Origin of the sequence: Lawsonibacter sp. LCP25S3_E2, assembly GCF_052117285.1 — a bacterium.
Lineage (GTDB): Bacteria > Bacillota > Clostridia > Oscillospirales > Oscillospiraceae > Lawsonibacter.
Window position 1 is genome coordinate 125,599 of record NZ_JBQKJL010000005.1, and the last position, 25,366, is coordinate 150,964.

22 protein-coding genes are annotated in these 25,366 nt (G+C 58.7%); 13 read left to right on the plus strand and 9 right to left on the minus strand.

Annotated features, from left to right (window positions below):
- Nucleotides 1-57: 57 nt before the first annotated feature.
- The 3 genes from ACTQ3R_RS06505 to ACTQ3R_RS06515 all read right to left on the minus strand — a co-directional run bounded on the left by ACTQ3R_RS06505 (nucleotide 58) and on the right by ACTQ3R_RS06515 (nucleotide 2,779).
- Entirely contained in the window at nucleotides 58-1,536 is a 1,479-nt protein-coding gene (locus ACTQ3R_RS06505; RefSeq protein ID WP_441778335.1) for a stalk domain-containing protein, read from the minus strand.
- Nucleotides 1,517-2,074, minus strand: coding sequence for an RNA polymerase sigma factor (locus tag ACTQ3R_RS06510; protein ID WP_441778336.1), 558 nt, complete (start codon nucleotides 2,072-2,074; stop codon nucleotides 1,517-1,519). Before ACTQ3R_RS06510 ends, ACTQ3R_RS06505 begins: the two co-directional genes overlap by 20 nt.
- 132 nt (nucleotides 2,075-2,206) lie before the next feature.
- The gene (locus ACTQ3R_RS06515; protein WP_441778337.1) at nucleotides 2,207-2,779 is read right to left on the minus strand and encodes a uracil-DNA glycosylase; all 573 of its coding nucleotides are present in this window, start codon (nucleotides 2,777-2,779) and stop codon (nucleotides 2,207-2,209) included.
- 389 nt (nucleotides 2,780-3,168) lie between these two features.
- On the opposite strand from ACTQ3R_RS06515, the gene mraZ reads away from it, so the two are divergent.
- The 12 genes from mraZ to ACTQ3R_RS06575 all read left to right on the plus strand — a co-directional run bounded on the left by mraZ (nucleotide 3,169) and on the right by ACTQ3R_RS06575 (nucleotide 18,631).
- Nucleotides 3,169-3,585: a division/cell wall cluster transcriptional repressor MraZ gene (gene mraZ, locus ACTQ3R_RS06520; RefSeq protein ID WP_441778338.1), complete on the plus strand. Its 417-nt coding sequence runs from the start codon at nucleotides 3,169-3,171 to the stop codon at nucleotides 3,583-3,585.
- Nucleotides 3,586-3,660: 75 nt separating this feature from the next.
- On the plus strand, nucleotides 3,661-4,623 hold the full coding sequence (rsmH, locus tag ACTQ3R_RS06525; protein WP_441778339.1) for a 16S rRNA (cytosine(1402)-N(4))-methyltransferase RsmH: 963 nt from the start codon (nucleotides 3,661-3,663) through the stop codon (nucleotides 4,621-4,623).
- A 16-nt stretch (nucleotides 4,624-4,639) separates the two neighbouring features.
- Nucleotides 4,640-5,206: a hypothetical protein gene (locus tag ACTQ3R_RS06530; protein WP_441778340.1), complete on the plus strand. Its 567-nt coding sequence runs from the start codon at nucleotides 4,640-4,642 to the stop codon at nucleotides 5,204-5,206.
- A 153-nt stretch (nucleotides 5,207-5,359) separates the two neighbouring features.
- Complete coding sequence (locus tag ACTQ3R_RS06535) at nucleotides 5,360-7,801, plus strand: penicillin-binding transpeptidase domain-containing protein (RefSeq protein WP_441778341.1); 2,442 nt, start codon at nucleotides 5,360-5,362, stop codon at nucleotides 7,799-7,801.
- Between the two features lie 136 nt (nucleotides 7,802-7,937).
- Entirely contained in the window at nucleotides 7,938-9,452 is a 1,515-nt protein-coding gene (locus ACTQ3R_RS06540; RefSeq protein WP_441778342.1) for a UDP-N-acetylmuramoyl-L-alanyl-D-glutamate--2,6-diaminopimelate ligase, read from the plus strand.
- Between the two features lie 63 nt (nucleotides 9,453-9,515).
- Nucleotides 9,516-10,502, plus strand: coding sequence for a phospho-N-acetylmuramoyl-pentapeptide-transferase (mraY, locus tag ACTQ3R_RS06545; RefSeq protein ID WP_441778343.1), 987 nt, complete (start codon nucleotides 9,516-9,518; stop codon nucleotides 10,500-10,502).
- 97 nt (nucleotides 10,503-10,599) lie between these two features.
- Nucleotides 10,600-11,817 carry an FtsW/RodA/SpoVE family cell cycle protein gene (locus ACTQ3R_RS06550; protein ID WP_441778344.1) on the plus strand — a complete coding sequence of 406 codons (1,218 nt, stop codon included), beginning with the start codon at nucleotides 10,600-10,602 and terminating at the stop codon, nucleotides 11,815-11,817.
- A gap of 21 nt (nucleotides 11,818-11,838) precedes the next feature.
- Nucleotides 11,839-12,957 carry an undecaprenyldiphospho-muramoylpentapeptide beta-N-acetylglucosaminyltransferase gene (gene murG, locus ACTQ3R_RS06555; RefSeq protein ID WP_441778345.1) on the plus strand — a complete coding sequence of 373 codons (1,119 nt, stop codon included), beginning with the start codon at nucleotides 11,839-11,841 and terminating at the stop codon, nucleotides 12,955-12,957.
- A 282-nt stretch (nucleotides 12,958-13,239) separates the two neighbouring features.
- Nucleotides 13,240-14,499: a UDP-N-acetylglucosamine 1-carboxyvinyltransferase gene (gene murA / locus ACTQ3R_RS06560; protein ID WP_441778346.1), complete on the plus strand. Its 1,260-nt coding sequence runs from the start codon at nucleotides 13,240-13,242 to the stop codon at nucleotides 14,497-14,499.
- Nucleotides 14,500-14,543: 44 nt separating this feature from the next.
- Entirely contained in the window at nucleotides 14,544-15,455 is a 912-nt protein-coding gene (locus tag ACTQ3R_RS06565) for a cell division protein FtsQ/DivIB (protein WP_441778347.1), read from the plus strand.
- Between the two features lie 207 nt (nucleotides 15,456-15,662).
- Nucleotides 15,663-16,805 (plus strand): cell division protein FtsZ, encoded by a 1,143-nt coding sequence (ftsZ, locus tag ACTQ3R_RS06570; RefSeq protein ID WP_441778348.1) that lies wholly within the window; start codon nucleotides 15,663-15,665, stop codon nucleotides 16,803-16,805.
- Between the two features lie 155 nt (nucleotides 16,806-16,960).
- Nucleotides 16,961-18,631, plus strand: a complete 1,671-nt coding sequence (locus ACTQ3R_RS06575) for a putative manganese-dependent inorganic diphosphatase (protein WP_441778349.1) — start codon at nucleotides 16,961-16,963, stop codon at nucleotides 18,629-18,631.
- A 95-nt stretch (nucleotides 18,632-18,726) separates the two neighbouring features.
- On the opposite strand, the gene ACTQ3R_RS06580 is transcribed toward ACTQ3R_RS06575, so the two are convergent.
- From ACTQ3R_RS06580 to ACTQ3R_RS06605, 6 genes are all read right to left on the minus strand, one after another.
- Nucleotides 18,727-19,428 carry an ABC transporter ATP-binding protein gene (locus tag ACTQ3R_RS06580; protein ID WP_441778390.1) on the minus strand — a complete coding sequence of 234 codons (702 nt, stop codon included), beginning with the start codon at nucleotides 19,426-19,428 and terminating at the stop codon, nucleotides 18,727-18,729.
- 16 nt (nucleotides 19,429-19,444) lie between these two features.
- Nucleotides 19,445-20,296, minus strand: a complete 852-nt coding sequence (locus ACTQ3R_RS06585) for an ABC transporter ATP-binding protein (RefSeq protein WP_441778350.1) — start codon at nucleotides 20,294-20,296, stop codon at nucleotides 19,445-19,447.
- The gene (locus ACTQ3R_RS06590) at nucleotides 20,293-21,363 is read right to left on the minus strand and encodes a branched-chain amino acid ABC transporter permease (RefSeq protein ID WP_441778351.1); all 1,071 of its coding nucleotides are present in this window, start codon (nucleotides 21,361-21,363) and stop codon (nucleotides 20,293-20,295) included. The genes ACTQ3R_RS06585 and ACTQ3R_RS06590 overlap by 4 nt, the downstream gene beginning before the upstream one ends.
- 10 nt (nucleotides 21,364-21,373) lie before the next feature.
- Nucleotides 21,374-22,285 (minus strand): branched-chain amino acid ABC transporter permease, encoded by a 912-nt coding sequence (locus ACTQ3R_RS06595; protein WP_441778391.1) that lies wholly within the window; start codon nucleotides 22,283-22,285, stop codon nucleotides 21,374-21,376.
- Nucleotides 22,286-22,447: 162 nt separating this feature from the next.
- A complete protein-coding gene (locus tag ACTQ3R_RS06600; RefSeq protein ID WP_441778352.1) occupies nucleotides 22,448-23,662 on the minus strand; it encodes an ABC transporter substrate-binding protein in 1,215 nt (404 codons plus the stop codon).
- 103 nt (nucleotides 23,663-23,765) lie between these two features.
- The gene (locus ACTQ3R_RS06605) at nucleotides 23,766-24,023 is read right to left on the minus strand and encodes a hypothetical protein (RefSeq protein WP_441778353.1); all 258 of its coding nucleotides are present in this window, start codon (nucleotides 24,021-24,023) and stop codon (nucleotides 23,766-23,768) included.
- A 415-nt stretch (nucleotides 24,024-24,438) separates the two neighbouring features.
- Between ACTQ3R_RS06605 and ACTQ3R_RS06610 the strand changes: the two genes are divergently transcribed.
- Complete coding sequence (locus ACTQ3R_RS06610) at nucleotides 24,439-25,086, plus strand: TetR/AcrR family transcriptional regulator (protein WP_441778354.1); 648 nt, start codon at nucleotides 24,439-24,441, stop codon at nucleotides 25,084-25,086.
- Nucleotides 25,087-25,366: the final 280 nt, after the last annotated feature.

Consider the following 25,366-nt stretch of genomic DNA (forward strand, 5'->3'; position numbering starts at 1 on the left):
ATCACCTCGGCTTTAGTATGCCGGGGTGGAGCGGGTTTTATCCCACGGACAAACAAGTTACGGAATGACCAGCATCTGCCCGGCCAGCTCGTTGTCGGCGGTGTGCAGGGGGATGTAGTTCAGCGACCAGTGATCCAGCACAGTGACCGGCGCGGTGAGCACCCCGTCCTCCAGGGTGATATACTCCGGAAACGCCTGGTAGTCGGGGTCAGTTTTGTCATAGCGGGTTTCAAAGAGCAGCTCCACTGTCTCTCCGTTCATCTTGTAGCAGCTCTCTCCCGCTGTCATGGTGAGGGTGACCCCCCGGTAGGCGGCGGTGGCGGTCTGGGTGTCCTCGTCCCACTGGTAATCGGCCCCCAGCTTTTGGCACAGCTCCTCCACCGGGAAGCGGAAGAAATGGGTGCCCTCCAGGATGATCTCCGTGCAGGTAAAGGGGTATAGGGTTTCGGGCAGATCGGCGGGGAAAGAGGGAGAGCCGTCTGCGGGGAACTCGGTATAGCCGTAGATGATGGACTGGACCTGGCTGAGATCCACCACGGTGTCAAACTGATCGTTGAACGCGCCCAGCTGCATCCGGGTAAGAATAGTGCCGTCCTTCATGCGCAGGAAGAAGCAGTCCTCTCCCTGGTCGGCCAAAGTAGTGTGGTATGTGCTGTCCGGCTTCTCCAGAGGCTCCACGGTGACGGAGAAGGAGGTGGGGGTGAGGATGAACTCCTTTAAAATTCCCTGGCTGTTGGTGTAGGGGTTGTAGATGACCTCCTCGTTGGGGGTCAGGCGAATGGGCTCGGCCATATTGTCAAGGGGAATGTCCACGGCGCAGTCCTTGCCCATAAAGTCCACCCAGAAGTTCAAAGGCTGCTCCTGAAGACCCTGATAGGAGCCAAACTGGATATCGATCTGCCAGGAGCGGCTGTGGTCGTCGGGGTTGGGCAGCTCTTTGCTGCCCATGCCCCCCACGCTCATGGGTACGTCTGATTCCTCTTCGTTATAATAGTCTCCAAAATTACAGTGGAAGGTTTCCGGGCCGGTGGAGCCGCTCTCCAACAAACGATTTACCATGTCCTCCCCCCACATTTCCCGGTGGGATTCGGCGATGATCTTGTTGCTCATCAGGTCTTCGGCGGCATGGTCGTTGAGGGCCTCCACAGTGACCACGGCGTAGACATTCTGTCCATCGTAGAGACAGCTGTCCACCCGCAGGCGGTAATCTTCATTTTCAGCGGTGTCCAGGGCGGTCTGGACATAGGGCTCCACCTGGCTGGTATCTCCCTTGGGGAAGAAGAGCTCCAGCACCCCGGAGCGGTAGGCCACCGCCAGCACCGACCCGGCCATCAGGGCCAGCACGGCGGCAAAGAGGACGATGGATGTTATACTGCGTTTCATAGGCGTTTTCCTTGGCTCGGCCTGGGCTGGGGGCAGCTCATTGTCCTGGTCCAGGGCGGCGCTGACCCGCCGGGCGATGTCGTCCGGGTTCAGCTCCGGGTACAGGGGCTGGAGCTCCAGGTCGTCCCACAGCTCATGAATGTGACTGGACATAGCTTCCTCCTTTCCCGCTCAGGGCGATCTTCAGCCTCTGCCGACCACGGGCCAGCCGGGTTTTGGCAGTGGATTCGTTCAGCCCCAAAGCGTCGGCCACCTGATGAAGCGGCTGCTCCTGGAAGTAATAGCACAGAAACAGGGTTCGGTCGGGCTCCTCCATTTCCTCCACCAGTTGCCGCAGGTGGCGGTGGAGGGTCTGCTGTTCCGCCAGCTCCTCGGGGCCGGGACGGCTGTCGGGGAGGTGGTTGGGGATCTCCTCCGTCTCTCGGCGGCTGCGCAGCTTGCTGTAAGCCAGATTCCGGGCGGTCACCGCCAGAAAGGGCCGCAGGGAGCGGCCCGGCTCCAGCTTGTCCCGAAAGCGCCACAGAGCCAGGAAAGCGTCGGAGACCACCTCCTCCAGGTCCTCCCGGCTGGGGGCGTTCCCCAAAGCACGGGCGGCCACGGCGGTAAGATAGTGGGTATAGCCCTGGATGATCTCCTCCAGGGCCCGGCGCTCACCGGCCTGGAGCCGCAAAATCAGGTTTTGTTCGTCCAAGGAGTTTCCTCCTTTCCATTTCATCAATTGGGAACCCCCGCGCAGGTTCGGTTCTGCTTCTAGGTACGAGAAAGCACGGCCCCAGGTTTCAACAATTTGAAAAAACCCGCACCGTTTTCGGTGCGGGCATTTTTAATAGGTGTGGGTGCAGACGGTGCGGATCTTCTCCTGAATGGATTTCAGGTCCAGAAAGGTGTCCGGCCGTTTGGAGGGGTCCCGGAGGATGGCGGCGGGGTGGTACACGGCAGTCATCCAGACCCCGGATTTTTCCGTCCACTGTCCGTGCTCACGGGTGATCTTAAAATCCTCACGAATCAGGCGGCAGGCGGCGATGCGACCCAGACATACGATAATTTTGGGACGGATCAGGGCCACCTGGGAGCGGAGGTAGTCGATGCAGGCGTCCTGCTCGGTGTTGAGCGGGTCCCGGTTCTGGGGTGGACGGCACTTGACGATGTTGGCAATGTAGACATTTGTCTCCCGGCTCAGGTCAATGAGCTCCAGCATGTCATCCAGCAGCTTCCCCGCCCGGCCCACAAAGGGGATGCCCTGCAGGTCCTCCTGCTCTCCGGGGCCCTCGCCGATGCACATGATCTCTGCATTCTGGGGACCCACTCCGAACACCACATTGTGCCGGGTGTCCGCCAGAGCGCACTTCTGACAGCCCAGACAGGCCTGTTCCAGCTCCTCCCAGTTCTTCCACATATGCGCCGCTCCCTTCCTGCTTTGTGGGTCTAAGTATAGCATATTCCACAGAGCGTGTGGAAAATTTTTCGAAAAAATTTTTCTCCATGGGAAAGTCCAGTTTTTTCCATGTCTGAGAGGGGAACAATCACAAGATATAGTGGTCTCTTTTGTAGGACACCTAAACATATAGGGGGAGAAAGAGAACTGGTTGAAATAAAAGATGGAATAGAACAAATGTTTTACACAAAAAAGAGCCGTTTTTTGCCTGAAATCAGTGGGTTTTCTACAAAATTACAAGAAAAAAACTCTTGCATTTTATGTCAACAACCTTTATACTAAAATTCACAGTGGAGCAAAGTGGAGTAAAATCCCTTGTTTGACCATAAATGTGGAGGGAAGGTGAGGAGATGACCGGCACATATGAGCACAGCATCGATGCCAAGGGCCGTCTCTTCATCCCTGCCAAGCTCCGGGAGGAGCTGGGGATCACCTTCTATCTGGCCATGGGTGTGGACGCTTGCCTTGCCATCTACCCCCAGGCCACCTGGGACCGCTTCACCGAAAAGTTTGCCTCCCTGCCCATGAGCCAGTCCAAGGCTATGCGTCCCCTTTTTGCCAATGCCGCCAAATGCGAGCTGGACAGCCAGGGGCGCATCGTCATCCCCCAGAAGCTGCGCAAGTATGCGGGTCTGGAGAAGGACGTGGTCATTATCGGAGTTAACGACCGGGCAGAGATCTGGGCGGCCGATACCTGGAACGCCCAGGAGGAGGAAGAAATGACCCCGGAGAAGATGGCTGCCTGTATGGCAGAACTGGGATTTTAAAAAGCACAAAGGCTTGAATTACATTGCGCCTGGGGGGCGCAGACTCTGCAGGGCTTCGGGAAGGAGGGGCGATGTATGAGTGAATTTACCCACCGCCCTGTCCTGCTGGACGAGTGCATTGAGGCGCTTGCCATCCGTCCGGAGGGAATCTATCTGGACGGCACCCTGGGCCGGGCGGGCCACAGCCGGGAGATCGCAAAGCGGCTGACTTCCGGACGGCTCATCTGTGTGGACCGGGATGATGCGGCTCTGGAAGCCGCCCAGGAGCGGCTCGGCCCCTGGATGGACAAGGTCACCCTGGTCCACAGCAACTTCGACCGGGTGGACGAAATATTGGACGAGCTGGGAATTCCCGGCGCGGACGGGATGCTTTTTGATCTGGGGGTGTCCTCTCCGCAGCTGGACGACGGGGCGCGGGGGTTCTCCTATATGGCTGACGCCCCCCTGGACATGCGCATGGACCGGGACGAGGGCCTCACCGCCGCCGATGTGGTGAACACCTGGAGCCAGGAGGAGCTCCGGCGCATTCTCGTTCAGTACGGTGAGGAGCGCTATGCTCCCCAGATTGCCGCCGCCATGGTCCGCCGCCGTTCGGAGCGGCCCATCGCCACCACCTTGGAGCTGGTAGAGGTCATCAAAGGGGCCATGCCTGCACGGGCGCTGAAGGAAAAGCAGCACCCCGCCAAGCGCAGCTTTCAGGCCATCCGCATCGCCGTCAACGACGAGCTGGGGTCGGTGGAGCGGATGATCGACCGTGCAGTACCCCGGCTCAACAAGGGCGGGCGGCTGGCCGTCATCACGTTCCACTCTCTGGAGGACCGGATCGTAAAGACGGGCCTTGCAGGCTTTGCACGGGGCTGCACCTGTCCCCCGGACTTTCCGGTTTGCGTATGCGGAAAGACACCGGACGTGAGGCTGGTGAATAAAAAGCCCATCCTCCCCTCTGAGCAGGAGCTGGAGGAGAATCCCCGTGCCCGCAGTGCCAAGCTCCGGGTGGCGGAGAAATTGAAAGAAATTGGATTTGGAAAAAACGGATGAAAAGGAGATGAGTGCCATGGCTGCCTATCGCCGCCGAAGCACAACCACGTATAACACTTATGGCAGCGTGGCCTATGCCCCTGCTTATGACGGTTCCGCCGTACGGGTACCCCGGCGGCAGGAGGAGGTTTACCAGCCTGCACCCCGTCCCCGGCAGCGGCCGCTGGTGCGCAAGCGCGCCCTGGTTCGGGCCCAGGCTGAGGTACGTCAGGCCGGCCAGGTTGCTCCTTTTGCGGTGGTGGGCTTTTTGGCGGTAGCGGTGTTTGCCGTTATGCTCATTATGAGCTATGCCCAGCTGGCGGTGGCCAATGACCAGATGGTCTCCCTGCGCAGCCAGCTCAGTGACCTGCAGACCGAGAACGCCACCCTCACCGCCCAATATGAGAAGGTTTTTGATATGGACAAGCTCCAGGCCGCCGTGGGCAGCGAGATGGTCCGGCCCAGCAGCGACCAGGTGGTGTACATCGACCTGTCCGAGCCCGACTCCGTCACCGTGTACGGGGAGGAGCGCTCCGACGGGATCCTGGGTGCTCTGAAAGGGGCTGGCCAGGTACTGGGCAGTATTGTGGAATATTTCCGCTGAGCGGACCGTATAGATTATCAGAAACGGCCCCAGCGGCCAGACGAAAGAGAGAAACAAGGGGCGAAAAAAGTTCCTCTCTTGCTCCTTTTAGTTGGCAACCGGAGGAGCAAGAGAGGAGCTTTTTGCCATGTTCCCAAGGGGGGAATCCATACTATGACAGACCGATATGACCGGCAGGAGCGGCGCGGAGCCGCCCCCACCCAGACCCGTGGCACCCATTCCAAGCGGAGTATCTTCCGCCGCACCGTGCTGATGATGCTGGTGTGCGGAGTACTCATGTTTATCCCTTTGGGCTGGAAGCTGTGGGACATTGCCATTGTCCACCACGATGAATATCAGCTGAAAGCCAGCAACCAACAGACCTTGGATATGGCAGTATCTGCCTCCAGAGGGAACATCTATGACCGAAACGGAAACGTAATGGCGATGTCAGCCACGGTGTACAATCTGATCTTGTCCCCTAACGACCTGGTCAAGAGCGTACCTACCGAGGACGAAGAGGGCAACGAACTGAGCGATTCCCTCTACGATGCGGCCGTTTCCGCCAAGCAGGAGCAGGTGAAACGGGACCTGATGGCCCTGATCCCAACCCTGGACGAGGAGAGGCTGGACACCCAGATCCATGCCACCAAATATTCCTACCGAGAGGTCAAGACCAACATCGAGGAGGAGGACGCCGAGGCTATCCGGGAATACATCTCCGAAAACAAGACCTCTGCCTATCTCTATCTCATTCCCGGTACCAAGCGTTACTACCCCTATTCCAGCCTGGCGGCCCAGGCTTTGGGTTTTGTCAACGCGGACGGCGGCGCCTACGGCATCGAGGCCAAGTACAACGACCTTTTGGAGGGGACCGCCGGACGGGTGGTCACCACCAAGACAGGCAACGGCGTGGAGATGTTCAATACCTATTCCGAGTATATCGATGCCCAGGACGGCTACGACGTGACCCTGACCATTGACGCCACCATCCAGTCCTATCTGGAAAAAGCCATTGAGGAGGGCATCCAGGACTACGCCGTCCAGAACGGGGCCTTCGGCATCGCCATGAATCCCCAGACCGGAGAAATTCTGGCCATTGCCAGTTCTCCGGACTTTGATCCCAACAACTACTCGCTCATTTCTGACGAGATTTTAAACGCCTCCATTCAGGCCAACGCCGAGACCATCTACCAGCAGCTCAAGGCCAACAACACGGAAAAGCTTACCGACGAGGAGCTCCGCTCCCAGGCCCAGGGCCAGGCCTATAACCAGGCGGTGATGGCCCAGTGGCGCAGCAAGGCGGTGAACGACACTTACGAGCCCGGTTCCACCTTTAAAGCCATCGTCCTATCCATGGCACTGGAGGAGGGGTTGGTGACCGAGAGCGACACCTTTACCTGTACCGGCGGTGTAAAGGTGGAGGGCTACCCCAATGTCATTCGCTGTTCCAGACGTCAGGGTCACGGCACCCAGACGCTTGCCCAGGCGGTGCAGAACTCCTGTAACCCCGCGTTTATTGCCATTGGCCAGCGGCTGGGCGTGGAACGGTTCTATGAATATTTTCAGGCCTTTGGCTATACGGAGATGACCGGGGTGGATCTGCCCGGCGAAGAAGAGGGCATCAACTGGGGCGAAAACATGACCAACGTGGACCTGGCGGTGGCTTCCTTCGGCCAGCGCTTCACCACCACCCCCATCCAGCAGATCACCGCCTTCTCCGCTGTTATCAACGGCGGCAGGCTTATGCAGCCCTACATCGTCAAGAGCGTCACCGACCAAAACGGCAATGTGATTCAGAACACCGAGCCTACCTTAGTGCGCCAAGTGGTCAGTGAGCAGACCAGCCGCCGGGCCACCGCCATTTTGGAGAGTGTGGTCAGCGCCCCCAAGGGCTCAGGCCACAACGCCTATCAGGCGGGCTACCGCATCGGCGGCAAGACCGGTTCCTCTGAGACGGGGGACACGAGCCGTATCATCGTTTCCTTCGTGGGCTTTGCCCCGGCGGATGATCCTCAGCTGGTGGTGCTGATGGCCTTTGATAAGCCTCAGCAGACCTACGAGGGAAGCAACTGGTCCACCACCGGTGTGTATATCAGCGGCGGCAACATGACCGCGAAGACCGCCGGCCCCATGTTGGCCGATATGCTGGACTACTTAGGCATTGAGAAGGAATACACAGCCGAGGAGTCCGCCGCTGTGGATGTGTCCACCCCCAATGTGACCGGCATGACCGTGGCCGAGGCAGAGGACGCATTGGAAGCAAAGAACCTGGACTACCGTACCATGGGCTCTGGAGATGCCATTACGGCCCAGATCCCCACGGCCGGAGCCAGTGTGCCCGGCGGTTCCACCGTCATCCTATATCTGGGAGATGCCCAGCCTTCTGAGACGGGCACGGTCCCTGATGTGACGGGTCTGAGTTATGAAGCGGCTAAGAGCAAGCTGGAAAATGCCGGCTTCTTTATGCGGGCGGCTGGTGTGAGTACCTATTACACCAACTCTACCACCGCTGACAGTCAGAGCATCGCCGGTGGAGAGACCGCCGCCATCGGCACGGTGGTGGATGTCCAGTTCTTCAACATGGTGGAGGACGGCGCGGTAGCGGTGGAATAAAAAGGCTTGCCCAGGAGTGTCCCTGCCCGCAGGCGGGGGCGCCTGGTTTGTGTTCCCCGCTCCGTTCCAAGCTCCCCCGTTCGGGAATTCGGCACTTCTTATAGAGAATGAAACTCACCCTGTGAGGGGTGATCCTATGAAGCTGTGCGATTTATTGGCCGGCGTCCCCCTCACAGGGGGAGAGGTAAACCTGGATATGGAAATTTTTTCCATATCCTATGACAGCCGGACCCTGGAGCCCGGCGCGCTGTTTGTGGCCCTGCCCGGAGAGAAGACCGACGGGCACCGCTTTATCCGGCAAGCGCTGGAGAAGGGGGCGGCGGCGGTGGTATGCGCCGCGCCGCCGGACGAACCCGGCCCCTGGCTGGTGACGGAAGACCCCAGGCTGGCCCTGGCGCTTTTGTCCGCCAACTGGTTTGGCCGGCCGGGAGAGCGGATGAAGCTGGTGGCCGTCACCGGCACCAACGGCAAGACCACCACCACCAGCCTGTTGAAGGAGCTTCTGGAGCGGGTGCTCCATGCAAAGGTGGGCCTGATCGGCACCAACCGGAACATGATCGCCCAGCGGGAGCTGCCCGCCCACCGTACGACCCCTGAGAGCTATGAGCTCCAGAGTCTGCTGAGACAGATGGCCGACGAGGGCTGTACCTATGTGGTAATGGAAGCCTCCTCCCACGCCCTGGTCCAGCACCGTACGGCGGGGCTTATGTTTGAGGCGGGGGTGTTTACCAACCTCACCCAGGACCACCTGGATTACCACCACACCATGGAGGAGTACCGCCGGGCTAAGGGACTGCTCTTTGCCCAGTGTAAGAAGGCCGTGCTCAACCTGGACGACGAGGCGGGACAGTGGTATCTGGAGCACATTGCCTGCCCGGCGGTGACCTACTCAGAGAATCAGGCTCGGGCGGACCTGTGTGCCCGGAATATCCGCCTGTTTCCCAGCCACGTGGAGTTTGAAGCCCTGACCCTGGGCCGTCTGGCGCGGGTCTATCTGCCCATCCCAGGGGGCTTTTCCATCTACAACGCACTGGCCGCTCTGGGTACCGGCCTGGTGCTGGGACTGGATCTGGGGGACATGGCACGAGCCATGCCTGCCGTCCACGGAGTGAAGGGCAGGGTGGAGGTAGTGCCGGTACCAAGGGCCTACACAGTGCTCATTGACTATGCCCATTCTCCCAACGCCCTGGAGAATATTCTTATGACCGCACGGGATTTCACCGCCGGACGGCTCATCTGCCTGTTTGGCTGCGGCGGAGACCGGGACCGGAGCAAGCGCCCCATTATGGGGGCGGTGGCGGGGGAGCTGGCCGATGTGGTGGTGGTCACCTCCGACAACCCCCGTACGGAGCAGCCGGAGGCCATTATTGCCGACATCCTTCCCGGACTGGAGGGGCAGAGTGCCCAGGTTTATGTGGAACCCGACCGGCCAAAGGCCATCGCCTGGGCCCTGTCCCAGGCCGGAGCCGGAGATGTGATCGTCCTGGCCGGAAAGGGGCACGAGACCTACCAGGAGATCCAGGGGGTGCAGTACCACCTGGACGAACGGGAGATCGTGGCGGCGTGGTTTGCCCGCCGGGAGGAAGAAAGCTCCTCTTTGCCGGGAAAAGGACAAAATGAGACTGGAAAAGTGCCCGTGGATGTAGTATAATCATTTGCTATCTGTGCGGCCCATTGTGCGGGCCGATGTTCAAAAGAGAAAGAGGTTTTGACCATGACATTCATCCTCAGCTTCATCGTGGCCTTTGGGGTGGCCGCTATTCTGGGGCAGGTGCTCATTCCCCTGCTGCACCGTTTAAAGGCGGGCCAGGCCATTAAGGAGGACGGCCCCACCTGGCATATGGCAAAGCAGGGTACCCCCACCATGGGCGGGGTGATGTTTATTCTGGCCATCGCCGTGGCCATCCTCGCCTCGGGGTGGGAGGAGATCCACCATGGGAACTGGAACCATGTGTATGTGTTCCTCTTTGCCCTGGTCTTTGGCATCATCGGCTTCATTGACGACTTTCAGAAGCTGCGCCACCACGCCAATGAGGGCCTTACCGCTCCCCAGAAGTTCCTGCTTCAGCTGGCGGCGGCCATTGCCTTTACCGTGCTTATGCGGGGCCAGGGCTATCTGACCCCCAACCTCTTTATTCCCTTCCTCAATATGGCCATTCCCATGCCCTGGGTGGTGTACATGGTCTTTGCCGCCTTTGTCATGGTGGGTACGGTAAACGCGGTCAACCTCACCGACGGCGTTGATGGCCTGGCCACCGGAGTGACCCTCCCCGTAGCCCTCTTTTACATGGCAGTGTCCGCCTGGTTTGGCCGCAATGACCTGGCCATTCTGGCTGCCGCACTGGCTGGCGGCCTGGCCGCCTTCCTCATCTATAATTTCCACCCCGCCAAGGTCTTTATGGGGGATACGGGTTCCCTGTTTTTAGGCGGGATGGTGTGCGGTATGGCCTTTGCCCTGGACATTCCTCTGGTGATTCCCATCATTGGCCTTGTGTATGTGGCGGAGGTGCTCTCCGACATTATCCAGGTGGCGTACTTCAAGAAAACCCACGGCAAGCGTTTTTTCCGTATGGCCCCCCTGCATCACCATCTGGAGCTGGGCGGCTGGAGCGAAACAAAGCTCTTTTGTGTCTTTTCCGGTTTGACTCTGGCCCTGTGCTGCCTGGCCTTTTTGGGGGTCATGGACCGGTATCCGGTGTAATAGAATGAAGAGAACCCTTTGACCGTGGCTGTGCCATGGCCAAAGGGGAGGCTCGGCAAGTTAAGCTTCCATGAGAGGCGGAAAGGCGGTGATTCCCATGGCCCGAAAACCAAAGCGTGACCTGACCCTGGAGGAACAGTTGGCCAGGGGGCCTATTGATCTGCCCTTTCTTATGTTGGTGCTGCTGTTGGTAGGAATCGGCCTCATTATGCTCTTTTCCGCATCCTATGCCACAGCCTATTACGATTCTACGGTAGGGAACGACCCGCTGTATTACTTTAAGCGCCAGGCACTGTTTGCCGTGGCGGGCATAGCGGTTATGTATGTGGTCAGCAAAATTAACTACCAAACTCTGCGGGCCCTGTCCTTTCCCCTGCTGGGCGGCTCTATTTTTCTGCTGCTGCTCATTTACACCCCCTTTGGGGTGAACATCAACGGGGTGACCCGCTGGCTCTATGTATTCCTGGTGGGTGGTCCCACTTTTCAGCCCTCTGAGATCGCCAAGGTGGCGGTCATTATCTTCTTTGCCGCCCGCCTGTCCAAACGGGATACGGAGAAAAAGAAAAAGTTTACCCGCCGCACCAATTGGGGACGGTTTCTCAACTGGCTGGAAAAAATCGGCTTTCTGGAGCTGGTGCCCTACGGGGTGGTGCTGTTCATCGTGCTGGTCCTGGTGGTGTTTGAGCCCCATATGTCGGGTACCATTCTCATTATGGTGGGAGCGGCATCGGTGCTGTTTGTCTCCGGTATCAACCTGGGCTGGTTTATTGGCCTGGGCAGCATAGCAGTGCTGGGACTGGCGGTGATCATCCGCTTTACCGACTACATGACCCGAAAGATGAACCTCTGGCTCGATCCCTGGTCCTACCCCCAGGAGGGCGGCTATCAGATCATCCAGTCCCTGCTGTCCATCGCCTCCGGAGGCCTTTTGGGCAAGGGGCTTGGAAACAGTATTCAGAAGTTCAATTACCTGCCCGAGCCGGAAAACGACATGATCTTCTCCATTGTGGTGGAGGAGCTGGGCCTTTTGGGCGGCGGGCTGGTGCTGCTTTTGTTTTCCCTGCTCATTCTGCGGGGGTACTGGCTGGCGCTCCATGCACGGGATAAGTTCGGCACCTTGACCGTGGTGGGCATCACCACCCTGCTGGCCGCCCAGGTGTTTTTGAACATCGGCGTGGTTACAAACCTCATCCCCAATACCGGTATCTCCCTGCCCTTCTTCAGCTACGGAGGCACGGCCCTGATGATCCAGTTGGCTCAGATGGGCGTCATCCTGAGTGTTTCTCGGCAGATTCCCGCCCCAAAGAAGGATTAAATTCACAACTGAGGTGTTGACATGAATATTCTCTTTACCTGCGGCGGTACCGCCGGCCATGTAAATCCTGCAGTGGCCCTGGCTCGGGTGTTTCAGGAAAAAAATCCCGGCTGTCGGGTGCTCTTTGTGGGGGCTGACGGCGGAATGGAAAATAAGCTGGTGCCCAAGGAGGGCTACCAGATTCGCTCGGTGACCATTACCAATTTCCGCCGCTCCTTTGCACCGGGAGACATTGTCCATAATTTGGGCACCTTGGTGAATATGCAGCGTTCCAAAGGTCAGGCACGGGCGATTCTCAATGAGTTTAAACCCGACTTGGTGGTAGGTACGGGCGGCTATGCTTCCTACCCGGTGGTCAACGAGGCTGCCCACCGGGGCATCCCCACCGCGGTACACGAGTCCAACGCCGTCCCCGGACTGACCACAAAGGCCCTGTCCAAGGTCGTGGACCGGGTGATGGTGGGCTTTGAGGAGAGCCGCAGCCACTATGATGATCCCTCCAAGGTGGTGGTCACCGGAACCCCCGTCCGTGGAGATTTCTTCCGCTATACTAGGGAGGAGGCCCGTGCAAAGCTGGGCTTTACCGATGAGCGGCCTCTGCTGCTGTCCTACTGGGGTTCTCTGGGGGCGGAGGTCATGAACCAGAAAATGGTGGACTTCATTGCCAAAGAGTGCTATGAAGGGGCTCCCTGGCGGCACATCCACGGTGCGGGCCGGGATTTCCCCTGGATGCAGGAGGAGCTGCTGCGCCGGGGCCTGAAGCTGGGAGACAACGGAGTGGAGGTCCGGGAGTATATCTATGATATGCCTCTGGTCATGGCCGCCGCGGACCTGGTGCTGTGCCGGGCAGGTGCCTCTACCATCTCGGAGATCACCGCTATTGCAAAGCCCGCGGTCCTGGTCCCCTCTCCCAATGTGGCCGCCAACCACCAGGAGAAAAATGCCCGGATCCTCTCTGACCAGGGGGCGGCAGTCCTCCTGCGGGAGCAGGACTGTGTGGAAAATACCCTCTACGATGAGGCGGCCCTGATCCTGCGGGAGAAGGACCGGCGGGAGAAGATGATTCAGGCACTGAAAAATATGGCGGTGCCCGATGCCAGTGAGAAGATCTATGAGACGCTGATTGGAATCATGAAGTAAGGAACGCACCCACCGATGGGCGGCGCGGATTGCCCCGGCAGGCGGGCCTTCGGTTTCTCGCCCTCGCTGCGGTCCATCCGCCCTGCGCACCACGGCTCGGCCTTTGGCATCGGCGGGCCTCGCCTGTGCGCCGCGGGCGGCTTCCCTCCGACTCGGGCTTGAAACAGGCCCGACGGGCGGGCCTTCGGTTTCTCGCCCTCGCTGCGGTCCATCCGCCCTGCGCACCACGGCTCGGCCTTTGGCATAGGATAGCCCAAATCCAGATAATTTGGAGGCTATCCCATGAGTTATTACGAAATTCAGGGCGGACGGCCCCTGGAGGGCAGATTGGAGATCCATGGGGCAAAGAACAGCGTTCTGCCCATTTTAGCTGCCACCCTTCTGGCCCCTGGGGAAAGTGTCATTGAAAATTGTCCCCGCCTGTCCGATGTGTCCGCCACGCTGGACATTCTGCGCCTGCTGGGCTGCCGGGTGGAGTGGGAGGGGGACACCGTTACGGTGGATGCTTCTGCCCTCAGCCGCTGCTGTGTGCCGGAGAGCTTGATGCGGGAAATGCGTTCCTCTGTCATCTTTCTGGGGGCGCTGCTGGCACGGGTGGGAGAGGCGGAGCTCTTTTATCCCGGAGGATGTGAACTGGGCCCACGGCCCATTGATTTGCATCTGGCCGCCCTGCGTACCCTGGGGGCGGAGATTTTGGAGGAACAGGGGAGCCTGTGCTGCCACCGAGGTAGGAAAAATCCAGGGGAGCGGGAAATTTGCCTGTCCATCCCCAGTGTCGGGGCTACGGAGAACGCCATGCTGGCCGCCTGCGGCCGGGAAGGCACTACCACCATCGTGGGGGCTGCCCGAGAGCCGGAGATCGTAGACCTGCAAAATTTCCTTCTGGCTATGGGAGCCCGAGTTTGTGGCGCGGGGGAAAGCGTCATTACCATAGAGGGAGGCGCACCCCTTCATCCTGCCCGCTACCGGGTGATGGGGGACCGGATGGCTGCGGCTACCTATCTGTGCGCCGCTGCCGCGGCGGGGGGGCAGGTGGAGATTGCCGCTGTGGACCCCAATACGCTTACCGCGGTCCTCGCCTGCCTCAGCCAGGCGGGATGCCGGTTACATACCGGGGAAGGCTTCGTTGCCCTGGAGCACCAGGGACTGCTTACCGGGATTCCCCCGGTGCGCACCGCCCCCTATCCCGGCTTTCCCACCGATGCCCAGGCGGTTTTGATGGCTGCCCTGGCCGGAGGCAGGGGGAGCACCATGTTTGTGGAAAACATGTTTGAAAGCCGCTACGGCCATGTGGACGAACTGCGCCGCATGGGGGCGGAGATCCAGATCGACGGCCGGGTAGCGGTAGTCACCGGGGTGGGACGGCTCCATGGAGCTGCCCTGCGGGGTACCGATCTGCGGGGGGCTGCGGCACTGGCTGTGGCCGCCCTGGGGGCGGAGGGGGCCAGCACCTTGACCCAGCTGCGCCACATCCGCCGGGGCTATGAGAATTTTGCCGGCAACCTGCGCCATCTGGGAGCGGAGATCCGGGAGTTTCCTTAGAAAAACACCGGCCGGAACTTCCGGCCGCAGGCAAGGAGTTTACCATGGCAAGAAGAAGCAGCCGCAGCAGAAAACGAAGACGCAGCAGGGGCCGACTGGGACCGCTGTTCAAGCTGTTGTGCCTGCTGGCCCTGGTAGTTGCCCTGACAGCGGGTGCTACGGTCTTTTTCCGGGTGGAGCAGGTGGTGGTCACCGGCAACAGCCGCTACACCCAGGAAGAAATTGTGGAAGTCACCGGCATTGAACAAGGTGACAACCTCTATGGATGGAATAAATTTGCCATTGCCCAGCGGCTGCGTCAGACCCTCCCCTATATTGGAGAGGTGACCATCCGCCGGGCCCTGCCCAGTACCATCCTCATCACAGTGGTGGAGTGGGATGCGGTGGCCAGGGTAGAGCCGCCCACAGCCCAGGAGCTGTTGGCCATTCAGGGAGAACTGGGGGAGGAAGAGCCGGCAAAGGAGAAGGAAGCGGATACCTCTGCCGGGGACACCTCTGAGACCGCCGCGGAGGGCGGCGGAGTCACCGAAGTGTCCGCCGTAGCCCAGCAGCCCTGGCTGATCAGCGTAAAAGGGAAGCTTTTGGAGCAGGCTGCCGGCAGCGGCAACGCCATCTCCGTGACCGGCCTTGCCGCCCTGGTGCCCCAGGCGGGCACGGCCCTTGCAGTACCTCAGTCCCAGCAAACAAAGTTAGATGCCCTGCTGTCCCTGCTGGGGGAAATAGAGCAGAAGGGGATGATACAGGACTTCTCCTCCATCGCCCTGGGCTCTACCCAGATGGAGCTGCGCTATCTGGACCGTTTTACGGTGAAGATGGATCTGGGGGCTGATTTTGCCTATGAGCTGCAGGTGATTTCCACCGTCCGGGAGGACCTGGAGAAGAAGCATGGGCCCCAGGTGAGCGGCACCATGGATCTGACTCAGGAGGACTATCAGGTGGTATTCTCCCCGGACTGAGGAGAAGGCTTGGTTTCCTGTCAGAAACTGGGGAAACAGGGGCGAAAAAATCGCGGAAAGTTTGGAAGGATCGCTGATTTCCTCTTGACCAACGCTGGAAACCGCGATACAATGGATTAACTAAATCTTGATTTTCTTCGGGGTGCCCACACAATACCTTGATGCGGAGACAACCCCACTTTACATAGGACATAGGAGGAACGAAATATGGCGTTCGGGTTGGATATGGGACCGGATAACGTAGTCAATATCAAAGTAATCGGCGTAGGCGGCGGCGGCAACAATGTAGTCAACCGCATGGTGCGCACCGGTACCAAGGGCGTGGAGTTCATCGCCGTCAATACCGATAAGCAGGCGCTGACCGTCTCCGCCGCGACCCAGAAGATTCAGATCGGCGAGAAGCTGACCAACGGTCAGGGTGCTGGCTCGGATCCTGAGGTGGGCCGCAAGTCTGCCGAGGAGAACCGCACCCAGATCTCCAAGGCCCTGGAGGAGGCCGACATGGTCTTCATCACCGCCGGTATGGGCGGCGGCACCGGCACTGGTGCGGCCCCCATTGTGGCTGATATCGCCAAGGAGCTGGGCGTACTGACCGTGGGTGTGGTGACCAAGCCCTTCCGGTTTGAGGGTATGCGCCGGATGAAGCAGGCCGAGGGGGGCATTGCGGAGCTGCGCAACAAGGTAGACTCCCTGGTCATCATCCCCAATGAGCGCCTGAAGCTGGCCACCGACCAGAAGATCACCATGGTCAATGCCTTTGAGATCGCCGATGACGTGCTGCAGCAGGCTGTCCAGTCCATCTCGGACCTCATTAAGAACACCGGGTTCATCAACCTGGACTTTGCCGACGTGTCCGCCGTTATGAAGGACGCTGGCCGGGCTCACATGGGCGTTGGCCGGGCCGCAGGCAAGAACAAGGCCGAGGAGGCCGCCAAGATGGCCATTTCCAGCCCCCTGCTGGAGACTTCCATCAACGGGGCCAAGGGCGTTCTGATCAACGTCACCGGTTCCATGGATATCGGCCTGGAGGAAGTGGAGACGGCCGCCAACCTGGTTCAGGAGGCTGCCCACCCCGAGGCCAACATCATCTTCGGTGCTGCCTTTGATGAGACCCTGGAGGATGAGATCCGGGTCACTGTCATTGCCACCGGCTTTGACGAGGCCGCCAAGGAGGCCGCTGCTTCTGCTGCGGCTCCCGCCCAGGCTGAGGCTTCGGCTCAGGCCGCCCCGGCCCCTGTGCAGGCTTCCGCTCAGGAGGAGGCTCCCGCTGCCGCCCCGGCTCAGGAGAAGTCCCCCGTCAGCGATGACGACTGGGACATTCTGGAGCGGATTTTCAGCAAGAAGAGATAATCGAGATCGTCCCGCCGTAACGGCGGGACGATTTTTTTAGAAAAGGCAAGATAACGCAGAAAAACGAGTATTTTTTTCCAGACGAAATGACCTGGACGTGGTATAATGGAAGAAAATCAATACCCCCTGTATGGGGGGAGAGATGAGGGCAGCCTATGAACAGTCAAGAAAATCTCCGCGCCATCAAGGTCATCGGACACCGCAACCCGGACACGGATTCCATCTGTTCCGCCATCGCGTACAGCCGCCTGAAAAATATTCTGGACCCGGAGCACCCCTGCAAACCCTGTAGGGCGGGCTTCTTGAACCGGGAGACCGAGTTTGTTCTGGACTATTTCCAGGTCCCCTCTCCCCAGCTCTATACCGACGTGAGCCCCCAGATCCGGGACGTGGATATCCGGACTATGGAGGGTGTGGATGGGGAGACCAGCCTGCGCCGGGCCTGGATGACCATGCGTGACCAGCAGATTGACACCCTCTGTATTGTGGACGAGGAGCAGAAGCTCAAGGGCGTCATTACCGTTAAGGACGTGGCTACTGCCAATATGGACGGCCTGGATACCCACATTTTGGAAAAGGCCGGGACCAGCTATCAAAATATCCTGGACATTCTGGAGGGCACCGTCCTGGTGGGAGATATTGAGGGCAAGCGGGTAAACGGCCGGATCATCATCGGTTCGGGCAGCGCCGAGCAGATCGAGAAGTCCATCTCCCCCGGTGACATTGTCATCGTAGCCAACCGCAGTGAGAGCCAGCTGGCCGCCATTGAGATGGGGGCGGGGTGCGTGGTGGTGTGCGCAGACAGTAAGGTGTCCCGGACCATCAAAATGCTGGCGGAAGAGCAGGGGTGCATTATGATCGGCACCCCCAAGAGTACCTATGTGGCCGGTCAGATGATCAGTCAGGCGGCCCCGATCCGCCACTATATGACGGAGAACGGCCTGCTTACCTTCACCCTCGACAGTTCGGTAGAGGCGGCCACCAAGGTGATGACCTCAGTGCGCTACCGCTACTTCCCAGTGCTGGATGACGAGGGGCGCTATGTGGGCGTGGTTTCCCGCCGTAATATGATGGGCCTGCATAAAAAGCAGCTTATCCTGGTGGATCACAACGAGAAGAACCAGGCCGTGGAGGGCATTGAACAGGCGGAGATCCTGGAGATCATCGACCACCACCGCATCGGCTCCATGGAGACCGACGGGCCGGTGTATTTCCGCAACGTGCCTGTAGGCTGCACCTCCACCATCATCTACCAGATGTATGAGGAGAACGGGGTGGAAATTGATAAGACCACCGCGGGGCTTATGCTCTCGGCCATTCTATCCGACACCCTCATGTTCCGCAGCCCCACCTGTACCCCTGTGGACGAGCGTACGGCCCGGAAGCTGGCTGAGCTGGCCGGGGTGGATCTGGAGGCCTATGCTGACGCCATGTTTGAGCACGGCGGAGACGTGAGCGGCAAGACCGCCGAGGAGATCTTCAACACCGACTATAAGATCTTTGACAGCGGTGCTGTGCGCTTTGGCGTGGGCCAAGGCAGCTACATGGTGGAGCGCAACCGGAAGGCCAGCCAGGCCCTCCTGGCCCCCTATCTGCCCGTTGCCCTGGAGAAGCAGGGCCTGGACTACATTTTCTACATGTTTACCGACGTACGGGGGGCCAATACCGAACTGCTCATGGCCGGCAAGGGGGCTGAGTCCCTGGTGGCCCGAGCCTTCCAGGTGGAGGTGAAGGATGGGATCGCCATCCTGCCCGGTGTGGTCAGCCGGAAAAAGCAGCTTCTGCCCCGGATCATCAACACCATCCGGGAAGAGGAGCAGGAGTAACAAAACGGGAAAAACCGTCCTGAAGCATAAGAAAACGCCGCCGGAAGCACTGCTTCCGGCGGCGTTTGTTTGGTTTGCGGAAAGGCCTTCGGGATTTAACCGCCCAGATAGGCCCGCTTGATTTCCGGGCTGCGGATCAGCTCCTCGCCGGTACCGGTGGTGACTACATTGCCTGTCTCTAGCACATAGCCCCGGTGGGCCACAGACAGGGCCATCTGGGCGTTCTGTTCTACCAGCAGGATGGTGGAGCCCTTGCGGTTCAGGTCCTGGATGATCTCGAAGATCTGCTCCACCAGAATGGGGGCAAGGCCCATGGACGGCTCGTCCAGCATCAACAGCTTGGGATGAGACATCAGGGCACGGCCCATGGCCAGCATCTGCTGCTCACCGCCGGACAGGGTGCCGGCAATCTGCCTGCGGCGCTCCTTCAGCCGGGGGAACAGGTCAAAGACCATCTCCAGGTCCTTTGGAATCCCGGCGGGGGGCTGGGTGTAGGCGCCCATCTCAAGGTTCTCCTCCACAGACATTTGAAGGAAAATCCGGCGGCCTTCGGGCACCTGGGCCAGACCATGAGAGACCAGCTTGTCGGGACTGATATGCTGGATCTCCTTGCCCTCAAAGGTGATGCGCCCGGTCTTGGACCGCAGCAGGCCCGAGACAGTCTGCAGGGTGGTGGTCTTGCCCGCGCCGTTGGCGCCGATGAGGGTGACGATCTCCCCCTGGTTTACATGAAAGGACACGTCCTTGATGGCGTGGATGGCGCCGTAATAGACGTTGATATTTTCTACATTGAGCAGGGTGTTTTCCACGTCCTTACGCCTCCTTCTGCTTGCCCAGGTAGGCCTCGATGACCACCGGGTTATTCTTGATCTCATCGGGAGTGCCCTTGGCGATGATCTGGCCGAAGTTCAGTACCGCAATGCCCTCGCAGATGCCCATGACCAGGCTCATATCATGCTCGATGAGCAAAATGGCGATGTTGAAGGTGTCCCGGATTTTGACGATGGTCTCCATAAGCTCCGCCGTCTCCGAGGGGTTCATGCCCGCCGCTGGCTCGTCCAGAAGCAGGAGGCTGGGTTTGGTGGCCAGGGCGCGGACGATCTCCAGACGGCGCTGGGCGCCGTAGGGCAGGGAGCTGGCCTTGAACTTGGCCAGATAGCCCATGTCAAAGATGGACAGAAGCTCCATGGCTTCTTCCCGTGCCTTCTTCTCAGAGCTCCAGTACTTGGGCAGGCGGAAGATGCTGCTCCACATGCCGCAGTCAATGTGGTTGTGAAGGCCCAGCTTCACGTTATCCTCCACGGTGAGGTTATTGAACAGGCGGATATTCTGGAAGGTACGGGCAATACCGGCCTTGTTCACCTGGACGGTATTCATGCTGTTGGTGTCCATGCCGTCCAGAAGGATGGTGCCTCGGGTAGGCTGATAGACTTTGGTCAAAAGGTTAAAGACGGTGGTCTTGCCTGCTCCGTTGGGGCCGATGAGGCCGGCAATTTCCGTGCGGCCGATAGCCATGTTGAAATCCTTCACGGCCGCCAGGCCGCCGAAGTCTATCCCTAAGTGGCGGCACTCCAAAATGGGACTTTTGTCAATATCACGCTCGGGGATTTTGTTGGTGCTGGGCACTGGCACCAGCTTCACCGGCTCTTTTTGAAATTTGCTCATTGCTCAGCGCCTCCCTTCTCCTCTGCTTTTTTTCTCTGGAAGCGGGCGTACCAGTTCCAGAGCGTGGGGTTATTGGTGGCCAGCATGACCAGGATCAGCACAATGGCGTAGACCAGCATGCGGTAGTCGGCAAACTGGCGCAGGGCCTCAGGCAGGACGGTCAGGGCGGCGGCGGCGATGACCGAGCCCCACATGTTGCCCAGGCCGCCTAACACCACAAACACCAGGATAAGGATAGAGGTGTTGAAGTCAAACTTGGTTGCGGTGAAGGTGACCTGGCTGCAGCCATAGAGGGTACCGGCGGCCCCCGCCAGGGCGGCGGAGGTGACAAAGGCGATCATTTTGTACTTGGTGACGCTGATGCCTACGCTTTCGGCGGCGATGCGGTTGTCACGGGCGGCCATGATGGCCCGGCCGGTGCGGCTGTTGACCAGGTTGAAGATGACGATCAGGGTAACGACGACCAGCACAAAGCCTGCGATAAAGGAAGAGATGCGCTGGGCGTTCATCACACCCATGGGGCCTTTGATGAGCTCGATGCTGCCCTCGCCCAGGATGTTCCGGTTTTCCAGGAAGCTGAATTGGAAGCCGTTGGAATCCATACCCAAGTAGACGTTGGTCAGCAGGCTCTTGATAATTTCACCGAAGGCAAGAGTGACGATGGCCAGGTAGTCGCCATTGAGACGCAGTACGGGAATTCCGATGAGAAAGCCGAAGAAGCCGGCCAGGGCAGCGCCTACCAGCATAGCTACGGCCAGACGCACCGGAGCGGAGGGGATCACACCGGCCAGAGCGCTGGCGGCGGAGCAGCCCATAAAGGCACCGATGCTCATAAAGCCTGCGTGTCCCAGACTCAGCTCGCCGGAAATGCCGACCACCAGGTTCAGAGCCAGAGCCATGGTCACATAGGCACAGATGGGGATGAGCTGACCCTCCAGTACCGCACCCACGCCTCCGTCTTTAAAGGTGCGCAGAAGCTGGATGATCACAAAGGCACCAATGACCAGGGTGTAGGTAAAGAGCATGGAGCGGGTGGATTTGTTTATGGTCAAAATATTCTTTTTCATGCCGGCCACCTCACACTTTCTCCCGCACGGTCTTGCCCAGCAGGCCCGCGGGCTTGACCAGCAGCACGATAATGAGTACGCCGAAGACCACGGCGGTGGACAGCTGCGTGGAGATATAGGCGCTGGCAAAGATTTCAATGATACCCAGGAGCAGTCCGCCCAGCAGAGCTCCGGGGATGGAACCGATGCCGCCGAACACGGCGGCGGTGAACGCCTTGATGCCGGGCATAGAGCCGGTGGTGGGGGTCAGGGTGGGGTAGGCAGAGCACAGCAGCACGCCTGCGATGGCCGCCAGAGCCGAACCGATGGCAAAGGTCATGGAGATGGTGCGGTTGACGTTGATGCCCATGAGCTGAGCAGCCCCCTTGTCCTCTGACACCGCCCGCATGGCCTTCCCGAGTTTGGTGCGGCCGGTAAAGGAGGTCAGCACGATCATGATGACCACGCAGGCAGCGATGGTCACCAGAGTAACATAGGAGATGCTCAGAGGGCCCACCTGAAGCAGGCCGTTGCCCACGATGGGGGAAAATACCTTGGGACTGGAAGACCACATCAGCAGGGCCGCATTCTGGAGGAAGTAGCTCACGCCGATGGCGGTAATCAGTACCGCCAGAGAGGGAGCCTGGCGCAAGGGCTTGTAGGCCAGCCCCTCAATGACTACGCCCAGAGCGGTACATACCACCATGGACAGCAGGACGCCCGCCAGGGCGGGAATCACCGCCGCGGCCAGGGAACCCTCTGCAAAGGAGGTGCTCAGGCCAGACATGGTGAAAAAGCAGATGTAGCCGCCCACCATGATCACGTCGCCGTGGGCAAAGTTCAGCATTTTTGCGATTCCGTAGACCATGGTATAGCCCAAGGCGATAATTGCGTAGATGCTGCCCAGGCTCAGGCCCCGGATCAGGTAATCCAACAGGGTCAAGAAATCCATAATTCACTCACCTTTTCTCTCTCAGGGCGCATGGGAAAAACGCCGGGCCCTTCCGGCCCCTTTCCCATGCGTCCCCTTTTGCTGCAAGGAAACACGTGTCCCAGGGGACTGCCACGCAGTCCCCTGGGAAGCGCGTATTGTGTCAAACGGGAATCAGTCCATACCCACGTAAGCGCCGTCCTGAATGACCATGCCCTTGGGGCTCTTGGACACCGCGCCGGTGGCATCCCAGGTGATGCCGGCGCCGTCGCCGGTCAGACCAGTAAAGGTGATGGTGGGGAAGGTCTCCTTCAGCTTGGTGTTGATGTCCGCCGCACTCATGTCGGGGGTGCAGCCGGCGGTCTCCAGGGCCTGCTTGTAGGCGTAGACGCAGTCATAGGCGTCGGCAGCAAACTGGATGGGGGTCTCGCCGTACTTGTCCTGATAGGCCTTCACGAAGCTCTGGGTGGCCTCATCCTGGGCGTCGGCGTTGAAGGGGGTCAGCAGCATAACACCCTCAGCCAAAGAGGTGTCAAAGCCCTTCATGGTGAGGATACCGTCCATGCCGTCCACGCCGAAGAACTTGGGCTCATAGCCCATGGCGTTGGCCTGGTTCAGGATCAGAGAGGCGGGCTGATAGTAAATGGGCAGGAACAGCAGGTCAGCTTCCTTCTGCTTGGCCTGGGTCAGCTGAACGGTGAAGTCGGTGGCGGTGTCAGTGGTGAAGGTGGCGTTGCCTACCACATTCAGCCCCAGCTGCTCAGCCTCGGCCATGAACTTATCCTTAATGCCGGTGGAGTAGTTGTCATCGCTCTTCCAGATGATGAACACCTTCTCGCCCAGTTTCTGCTGGGAGATATACTGGGCGGAAGCCAGACCCTGGTTGGGGTCGGAGAAGCACATCTGATAGACGTTGTCCTTGCCGGAGATCACATCAGGGGAGGAGGCGGAGGGGGTCAGGGCAAAGATGCTGTCGGCAAAGTTGTAGCTGGAGGTGGCGATGCCGGGCTGGGTAGTGACGGAGCCCAGAGAGATCTGCATGCCCCACTCCTTCAGTGCGTTGTAGGCATTGACAGCCTTCTCAGGGTCGTTCACATCGTCCTCATAGCGCAGGACAAACTGGATGTCGCCGCCCTGGGCGTTGATCTCATCCACGGCGATCTGGGCGCCGCGCTGGGCAGCCAAGCCGTAGATGGAGGCACCGCCAGTCAGAGGGCCGGTACCGCCCAGCTTAAAGGCATTGGCGGCCTCACCGGAGGTGCTGCTGGAGGCGCCGGAAGCACTGGAGGCGGCGCCGCTCTGGCTGGAGGAGGAACTGCTGCCTCCGCCGCAGGCGGCCAGGCTCATGGTCATGGCCAGAGCCAGGGCAAGAGAGAGTAACTTCTTCATTCTAATTGCTCCTTTTTAAGTGATTATACAAAAAAGCGGCCTTCATTCCCGCAAGAACGAAGCCGCTTTTGTATCGAAGAGATGGTCACGGTACGGTTGTTCTTTAGGGGGTGTTCAGATTGTAAAACAGTGTGCCGGCCAGGGAAAGAAAAATAGCGGCTGGAATCATTTGGGCCAGTGCTCCGCACAGGACAGCCACGACTAAAATAAGAAAAATGGACACCATGACCATGGTGTCCACAGAAAAAATCATGAAATTGGCGTTGGAAGCCTGAAAATAGGCGCAAGAACAAGAGTCCCCATCGCCATAGGCGGCGGACCGGCCGGCATTCATCATTGGATTACAATGAACCAGCATCATCCCAGGTTCTCCCTTCCTGCAAGTGCGGCAAACGATATATGCATTTATTCTAAGAGAAGGAAAAACAAAAGTCAACTGTCGTTCTCCACAGGAATGACAGAATAAAAGGGGGAAAATTTCGGAAAAATTAGCGATTCTCACAAAAGAATATCCCAAAACCTGGGGAATTTTCCTCTGACGAGAGGCGGAGAGGCCGCAGGGACTGGATTGGGGCAAACGTCGTAGGAGGAAGAGACAATGAAACTTGCCTGGAGCATTGAATCGAACACAGAACGTACCGGAAGGGGACTGGGCCCGCTGTGTCTGTTTCACAACCCGCTTGCAGCTGACCGAGGACATATAAGGACTTTATAATTGACCCTATTGGTAAAGGGTGATATAATGAACCAAATAAAAGCGGATGGGTTTGTGCGACATGGCTTATAAAAAAAGTGCAGAAATGCGAAAGAATATCCTTGAGGCGACAAAGCATGTGGTCAGGGAAAACGGATATGCAAAGACGGCAATCAAAGATGTGGCCGACTACCTGGGTGTACCGCGCTCTTTGGTGTACTATTATTTCAAAAACAAAGAGAGCATCATGCAGGTGTTGTTTCGGGAAGAATTCCAGGGAATTGAGCAGGTTGTCTCGACCGTTCTTCCCCTGGGGCAGGAGCCTATGGTGCGTCTGATGCTGAAATATCTGATGTATCGCAGGATGATGCTCCTCAATCCGTTGTTTATTGAGTTTATAGTGGCTTCCGAATTTGCAACTTTGGATGTATCGGCTTCTGCGGATCAGATTGAGCGGTATTACTCCGATAGCCGGGATGCCTTTGTATACCGGGGAAAGCCTGTGGACGGCAAGGAATTCCGTATCCACGTACGGATGGTAGAAGGCGTAGGCCGTGCTATGGTAGTGGGAGAATACTATGGTACGATAAAACTGAGTGACAGGGAATTTATGGATTGCCTGGGCAAGTATGCGATTATGCCTACCTTTGACCTAACGAAGGAAGAGATGGAGGCGATTTTAGACCGTACCTTTGTCCTTGCGGAATTGATTGAAAAAGCTGAGAAATAATGAAAGCGCCGGAGCTTCGTCTCCGGCGCTTTTTTGTCGGATCTGTGCCGCAATCCCGCAGGACAAAGTCACGCAGCCCGGAAGGTTTATCCCTCCCGGTTTCTTGGGGAGAAGGATAGGCAGCAAATACCTGGGCGATCTGCACGAAAGAAAACCATTGATTTGCACAAAAATGCCCAGAAAAATTTGTAAAGCACAATTATTGACGTGCGTCAATAATTGTGCTATTTTTTGACTAACGAAATACTTGAGTAAAGCAAAAACTGGATAAAGAGCAAAA